The organism is Streptomyces sp. TP-A0356 (assembly GCF_001417775.1).
Lineage (GTDB): Bacteria > Actinomycetota > Actinomycetes > Streptomycetales > Streptomycetaceae > Streptomyces.
In genome coordinates, this window is record NZ_BBZJ01000048.1 from 21,851 (window position 1) to 28,377 (window position 6,527).

6 protein-coding genes are annotated in these 6,527 nt (G+C 70.5%); 1 reads left to right on the forward strand and 5 read right to left on the reverse strand.

Annotated elements, in window-relative coordinates; genetic code table 11:
• Window positions 1-13: 13 nt before the first annotated feature.
• Window positions 14-673, reverse strand: a complete 660-nt coding sequence (locus ASC56_RS36665) for a UdgX family uracil-DNA binding protein (protein ID WP_055495939.1) — start codon at window positions 671-673, stop codon at window positions 14-16.
• Between the two features lie 140 nt (window positions 674-813).
• Between ASC56_RS36665 and ASC56_RS36670 the strand changes: the two genes are divergently transcribed.
• Window positions 814-1,170 carry an ANTAR domain-containing protein gene (locus ASC56_RS36670; protein ID WP_055495944.1) on the forward strand — a complete coding sequence of 119 codons (357 nt, stop codon included), beginning with the start codon at window positions 814-816 and terminating at the stop codon, window positions 1,168-1,170.
• Between the two features lie 225 nt (window positions 1,171-1,395).
• Here ASC56_RS36670 and ASC56_RS36675 read toward each other — a convergent pair whose 3' ends face one another.
• From ASC56_RS36675 to ASC56_RS36690, 4 genes are all read right to left on the reverse strand, one after another.
• A complete protein-coding gene (locus ASC56_RS36675) occupies window positions 1,396-2,190 on the reverse strand; it encodes a SigB/SigF/SigG family RNA polymerase sigma factor (RefSeq protein WP_055495940.1) in 795 nt (264 codons plus the stop codon).
• Window positions 2,191-2,461: 271 nt separating this feature from the next.
• A complete protein-coding gene (glgB, locus tag ASC56_RS36680) occupies window positions 2,462-4,720 on the reverse strand; it encodes a 1,4-alpha-glucan branching enzyme (protein ID WP_055495941.1) in 2,259 nt (752 codons plus the stop codon).
• Window positions 4,717-6,114, reverse strand: coding sequence for a phosphotransferase (locus ASC56_RS36685; protein ID WP_055495942.1), 1,398 nt, complete (start codon window positions 6,112-6,114; stop codon window positions 4,717-4,719). The genes glgB and ASC56_RS36685 overlap by 4 nt, the downstream gene beginning before the upstream one ends.
• Before the next feature lie 46 nt (window positions 6,115-6,160).
• Window positions 6,161-6,527 (reverse strand): alpha-glucosidase C-terminal domain-containing protein (locus ASC56_RS36690; RefSeq protein WP_199836169.1); only part of this gene is annotated, 367 nt, incomplete at its 5' end.

The following is a 6,527-nucleotide window of genomic DNA, read 5'->3' on the forward strand; positions in this document are numbered from 1 at the left end:
CGCCGCCCGTGGATCACGACCCGTCCAGCGCCCGCGCCGCCACCCTCAGGTCCGACACGAGTCCGGCGTACGCGGCCTCGCGGTCGTCGGCGCGCAGGATCGCCGAGGGATGCACGGTGGCGACGATGTACCGCTCCTCGTCCGTGCCGGGCATCGGCAGCAGGCTTCCCCGGTCCTTGGTCACCCGGAACGAGCCGCCCAGCAGTGCCTTGGCCGCCGTCGCGCCCAGGGCGACCACGACCTCGGGGCGGACCAGGTCCAGCTCGGCACAGAGCCAGGGACGGCAGGCGGCCACCTCGCGCAGGGTGGGGGCCTTGTGGATGCGCCGCTTGCCGCGTTCGGCGACGGTGAACTTGAAGTGCTTGACCGCGTTGGTGAGGTAGGCCGAGCCACGGTCGATCTCGGCGTCCGCCAGCGCCTTGTCGAGCAGACGGCCGGCCGGCCCGACGAAGGGTTCGCCCTGCCGGTCCTCCTGGTCGCCGGGCTGCTCTCCCACCAGGACGACCCGCGCCGAGGGCTCACCCCTGCCGAACACGGTCTGTGTGGCGTTCTCGTACAGGGGGCAGCCCCGGCAGTTCGCGGCGGCACGCCGGTATGCGTCCAGCCCGCCGTCACGCGGCAGGAACGGGGTCGCGTCGTACGCGGGCGCCCGGGTGTCGTCGGGACGGCTCATGCCTGCTTCACCTCCCGGGCCCGCTGTGCCCACTCGCGTCCCGGAGTACCCCTTCCCCCGCTCGCACACACCTGCTCGAATGGTGACGATGGAGAGGAACCAGATATCGCCGGATGCCACGCCACCACCCGGAGGGGACGATGACCTCGAAAGCCCGTCCGGGGAGCAGCGAGCCGGACCCCACCGCCCCGGAAGCGGAGCGGATCCTCCAGCTGGAGGAGGAGGTGGGCCACCTCAAGGAGGCCATCACCTCGCACGCGGTCGTGGACCAGGCGATCGGCATGCTGGTCGCCCTCGGACACGTGAGCCCGGACCAGGGGTGGGAAGTGCTCCGGGAAGTCTCCCAGCACGCGAACATCAAGCTGCGGAATGTCGCCGAGTTGATACTCGTCTGGGGTCGCGACGGAGATCTGCCGCCCGATGTCCGCGTCCATCTGGAGGAGACGCTCGACCGTTACGGTCCTACGCAGCTTCCGGATGGTCCGGCGTCCCCATGACGCCCACCGGAGAGGCTTCCGGCCCCTCGGGGCTATTTCATCTCACTGGCCATTGGTAAGAGCGTTTCAAACACCCCCTGACGGATAGTCCGGGAAGTGGCGGCACACTTGCCAAACCGTTCCCGGGAGGGTTCGGCAGTGAGCCCACCGCAAACGGCCGTCCGGTCGGCGAGCGGTCCGGGCGGCCGAATGCTTGCCGGCCCCGCGAGGGGCCGGCAAGCGGGATCAGACGATGTCGGCCGTCGCCTCCTCGCGCACCCGCGCGCAGCAGCCACTGAGCAGACGCGAGACGTGCATCTGGGAGATGCCGAGCTGGCTGGCGATGCGGCTCTGGGTCATGCCGCGGAAGTAGCGCAGATAGAGGATGGTGCGCTCGCGTTCGGGCAAGGACCGCAGACACGGCTTGACGGCCTCGCGGTCGACGATCAGGTCGTATCCGGAGTCGGCATCGCCCAGCGCGTCGCCCAGGGCGTACCCGTCGTCACTGCCCGCCACCTCCGCGTCCAGGGACAGTGCGGTGAAGCTGTCCATGGCTTCCAGGCCCACGCGGACGTCCTCCTCGCTGAGGTGCGCGTGATCGGCGATCTCGGCGACGCTCGGCCCGCGCCCGGGGCTCTCCTGCGAGATCTCCTTGACCGCCACCCGGACGCGGTTGCGCAGGTCCTGGACGCGGCGCGGCACATGCAGGACCCACATGTGGTCACGGAAGTGCCGCTTGATCTCACCGGTGATGGTGGGGATCGCATAGCTTTCGAACGCGTAGCCGCGCGCCGGCTCATACCGGTCGACCGCCTTGACCAGGCCCAGTGCGGCGACCTGGCACAGATCCTCGACGGACTCGCCCCGCCCCCGGTAGCGCCGGGCGATGCGCTCGGCCATGGGGAGCCACGACCGGACGATCTCGTCGCGCAGCGCCTGCCGCTCGGGACCGTCGGGCAGACCGCGCAGCCGTGCGAAGTCCTCGGTGGTGTCGGGGGCGTCGTCGTGTGGGTGTTGCTTCGCTTTGACCGTGATGCGCATGGTGCTCTTCAACTCCCTCAGGGGGCTGATTGGACAGTCACCACGGGAGGGCGCACACGGCACGCACGGGGCACGCACCCCGGGTCTGGTGGGCCAGCTCCCACGGACGTGCCTCCTGTCCGAAGCACTAGATGAGCCCATTCCCCCCTTTCCGGTCGTGAAACAATTCGGCCTGGGTTTACTACGGGCGCTCACCCGATTCCCCCGAGTAGCGTCGGGAAATTCGCTGAAATCGCTGAAACTCTTGGCTCCGGGAATTCATCGGCGGTATTCAGCCGACAGGGCGATCGAGGGGACCCTCCGTTTCGTTCGGTCGGGGCGCGGGACGCAGCCAGAGGGTGGCGAGGGGCGGAAGCGTGAGCCGGATGCCGTGCCAGGGGGTGGCGTCCGGTAGCAGGGGGTGGGGGTTGTGGACGTCGCTGCCGCCGTACCTGGCCAGGTCGGTGTTGAGGAGTTCGTGCCAGGCCGGGACGTCGTCCGGGACGCCCAGGCGGTAGTCGTGGCGGACGACCGGGGAGAAGTTCGAGACGGCCAGCAGGGGCGTGCCCTCCGCGTCGAACCGCAGGAAGGCGAACACGTTGTCGTCGGCCGCGTCGCCCACCACCCACTGGAAGCCGGACGGTTCGGTATCCCGCTGCCACAGCGCCGGAGTGCCGCGATAGATCTCGTTCAGGTCGCGGACCAGGTCGCGCACGCCCCGGTGATCGGGCTCCGCCCCGTACGCCGGATCCAGCAGCCACCAGTCCGGGCCGTGGGCCTGCGACCACTCCCCGCCCTGGGCGAACTCCTGCCCCATGAAGAGGAGTTGCTTGCCCGGGTGGGCCCACATGAAGCCCAGGTAGGCGCGGTGGTCGGCGCGCTGCTGCCACCAGTCGCCCGGCATCTTCGACACCAGCGACCGCTTGCCGTGCACGACCTCGTCGTGGGAGATCGGGAGCACGTAGTTCTCGCTGTACGCGTACACCATCGAGAACGTCATCTCGTGGTGGTGGTACTTGCGGTGCACCGGGTCCTTGGACACGTACACCAGGGAGTCGTGCATCCAGCCCATGTTCCACTTCAGACCGAACCCGAGGCCGCCCTGATCGGTGGGTCTGGTGACCCCGTTCCAGGCCGTGGACTCCTCGGCGACCGTGATGACGCCGGGGCAGCGGCGGTAGACGGTGGCGTTCATCTCCTGCAGGAACGCCACGGCGTCCAGGTTCTCGTTCCCGCCGAACTCGTTCGGGCTCCACTGGCCCGGCTCGCGTGAGTAGTCGAGGTAGAGCATGGAGGCCACCGCGTCCACGCGCAGGCCGTCGATGTGGAACTCCTCGCACCAGTACACGGCGTTGGCGACCAGGAAGTTGCGCACCTCGCGCCGTCCGAAGTCGAACTCCAGCGTGCCCCAGTCGGGGTGGGCGGCGCGCCGGGGGTCGGCGTGCTCGTACAGGGGGCGCCCGTCGAACTCGGCCAGTGCCCAGTCGTCGCGCGGGAAGTGCGCCGGGACCCAGTCCATCAGTACGCCGATGCCGGCCCGGTGCAGTGCGTCGACCAGGTACTTGAAGTCGTCGGGGGTGCCCAGCCGGGCGGTGGGCGCGTAGAAGCCGGTGACCTGGTAGCCCCAGGAGCCGCCGAAGGGGTGCTCGGCGATCGGCATCAGCTCCACATGGGTGAAGCCGAGGTCCTTCACATACGCGGGCAGCTGCTCGGCGAGTTGCCGGTACGTCAGCCCGGGGCGCCAGGACGGCAGATGCACCTCGTAGACCGACAACGGCGCCTGGTGCACCGGCGTCCGCGCACGGTCCGCGAGCCACTCCCCGTCCTGCCACTCGTACGCGGACCGCGTCACGATCGATGCCGTCGCGGGAGGGACCTCCGCGCGGCGGGCCATGGGATCGGCGCGCACCGTGTGTGTGCCGTCGGGGCGTGTGATGTCGAACTTGTAGCGGGTGCCGGGTCCGATGCCGGGCACGAACAGCTCCCACACACCGGAGGAGCCCAGCGAGCGCATCGGATACCCGGTGCCGTCCCAGTGGCAGAAGTCCCCGGGGACCCTCACTCCGCGCGCGTTCGGTGCCCACACCGTGAAGCGGGTTCCCCGGACACCGGCATGGGTCGTCACATGGGCGCCGAGGGCCTTCCACAGCTCCTCGTGGCGGCCCTCGCCGATCAGGTGCAGATCGAGTTCACCGAGCGTGGGCAGGAAGCGGTAGGGGTCGTCCGCCTCCACTACGGCTCCCTCGTACGCCACCAGCAGCCGGTAGTCCGGTACGTCCCGCAACGGCAGCAGGGCCGAGAAGAAGCCCTCCCCGTCGTCGTGCAGCTCCGCCCATGCGTCACCCATGACGACGGTGACCGACAGCGCGCACGGCCGCAGCACGCGGAAGACCAACCCGCCCGGCACCGGATGCGCGCCCAGGACCGAGTGCGGGTCGTGGTGCGTGCCCGCCAGCAGCCGCTCACGGTCACCGGGCGACGCGGGTGCGGGGCTCGGGGTGCCGAGCCTGGGCGAGGAGAGGGGTGGTTGGGGGGCGGTGGGAACGGTCACGGCGTCAGCCTCCTCAGGCCGGGGCGTTCGGCCAGGCGTGCGATCGCCGCCATCGGCACGGGCAGCCAGTCCGGGCGGTGCCGGGCCTCGTACAGGACCTCGTACACGGCACGGTCGGTCTCGTAGGCGCGCAGCAGCTCGGGGACCGCCCATGGGTCCCAGCCCGCCTCGGCGGCGTAGCCCGCGCAGTACGCCTCCCGGCAGCGCAGCGCCCACTCGGGACGCCATGGCCGACGGGCGTGGGCGGCGTAGTCGAAGGAGCGGAGCATGCCCGCCACATCGCGTACGGGAGACTGGGGGCGTCGCCGTTCGGGCAGCGGGCGAGCCGGTTCGCCCTCGAAGTCGATCACGCGCCACTGCCGTTCGGCCCGTAGCACCTGGCCCAGATGCAGATCGCCGTGGATGCGCTGGGCCGGCCGGGGCGCGTCGAGCGCGGCCAGCTCGGTGAAGGCGGACCGCAGCCCCGAGGCGTACGGCAGCAGTTCCGGTACGGCGTGGATGGCGTCCCGCAGCCGCCCGACCATCCCGGCCGCGAGCCGCCTGGTCTCCGCCGCGTCCTGGGACTCGACCGGGAACGCGGCGGCGAGGGCCAGATGCACCTCGGCCGTGGCCTGCCCCAGCTCGTACGCCTCCGCGGTGAACTCCTGGCCGGACGAGAGTGCGGTGAGCGCTTGTGTCCATCCGTCGGCGGCGCCGTGCAGGAACGGCTGGAGCACGCCGAGCGTCGCGCCCCACGGGCTGGACGTTCGGAACCAGGCCACCGGGACGGGTACGCGGGTGCAGCCCTGCCGGGCCAGGGCCCAGGGAACTTCCAGATCCGGGTTGACCCCGGGCCGCACCCGGCGGAAGACCTTCAGGATGTACGCGTCGCCGTACACCAGTGAGGAGTTGGACTGCTCGGCTTCGAGGAGGCGCGGAGCGAGACCGGCGGGGATGGTCACCCGCCCGTCCCGTTCGAAGCGGAGGGCGCCCACGGTGCCCGGCCTGCGCAGCCGCTCCAGGAGCAGGGACGCCGAGCGCCGGTCCTGGAGGGCGTCGTAGACCAGCAGCCCCGCCAGGGGACCCTCACTCGCGCGTCCGAGGACGGCGGGAGAGAGTCGGGGAGACAGTGACTCGCCTATGCCCAGAAGGAGTTGGTAGCAGTCATGGGCCGGTGCGGAGCCCGGTGCCCCGGTCGCCGGCGGCTCGGGGTAGCCGGCGCGGACCAGGATGTGCAGGCAGTTCGGGTGCAGCTCGGCCACCGACAGCAGCGCCAGTTCCGTGACCGGACGTCCCTTGCCTGCGAACCAGCGCTGGCGCGGCAGCCACTCGCGCAACAGACCGGAGAGCGAGGGCAGCAGCGAGGCGCGGCTGAGGCTGCCCGGGCGGAGCGTTGCGGTCTCGGTCTTCGGCATGGCGTCGCGTCCTTTCAGTGGCGGCCTAGGGAACAGCGACCATGAATCAACGGCCCACGAACAAGTTCACCTTGGTGGCCTGGGGGACGTTCTTGCGGAGCCTGAACCAGTAGAAGCCGTGGCCTGCGAGGGTGAGCAGGTAGGGGAGTTCGCCGATGGCCGGGAAGCGGACCCCGCCGATCAGTTCGACCGGATGCCTGCCGTTGAAGCTGCGCAGGTCCAGCTCGGTGGGCTGCGCGAACCGGGAGAAGTTGTTCACGCACATCACCAGGTCGTCCCCGTGCTCGCGCAGGAACGCCAGCACGGCCGGGTTCGAGGAGGGCAGCTCGGTGTAGGAGCCCAGCCCGAACGCCGGGTTCTGCTTACGGATCTCGATCATCCGCCGTGTCCAGTGCAGCAGCGAGGACGGCGAC

Bases quoted from the DNA above. Each gene is read 5' to 3' on its own strand.
- ASC56_RS36685 (WP_055495942.1), bottom strand. From the start codon at position 6,114: ATGCCGAAGACCGAGACCGCAACGCTCCGCCCGGGCAGCCTCAGCCGC.
- ASC56_RS36665 (WP_055495939.1), bottom strand. From the start codon at position 673: ATGAGCCGTCCCGACGACACCCGGGCGCCCGCGTACGACGCGACCCCG.
- ASC56_RS36670 (WP_055495944.1), top strand. From the start codon at position 814: ATGACCTCGAAAGCCCGTCCGGGGAGCAGCGAGCCGGACCCCACCGCC.
- ASC56_RS36675 (WP_055495940.1), bottom strand. From the start codon at position 2,190: ATGCGCATCACGGTCAAAGCGAAGCAACACCCACACGACGACGCCCCC.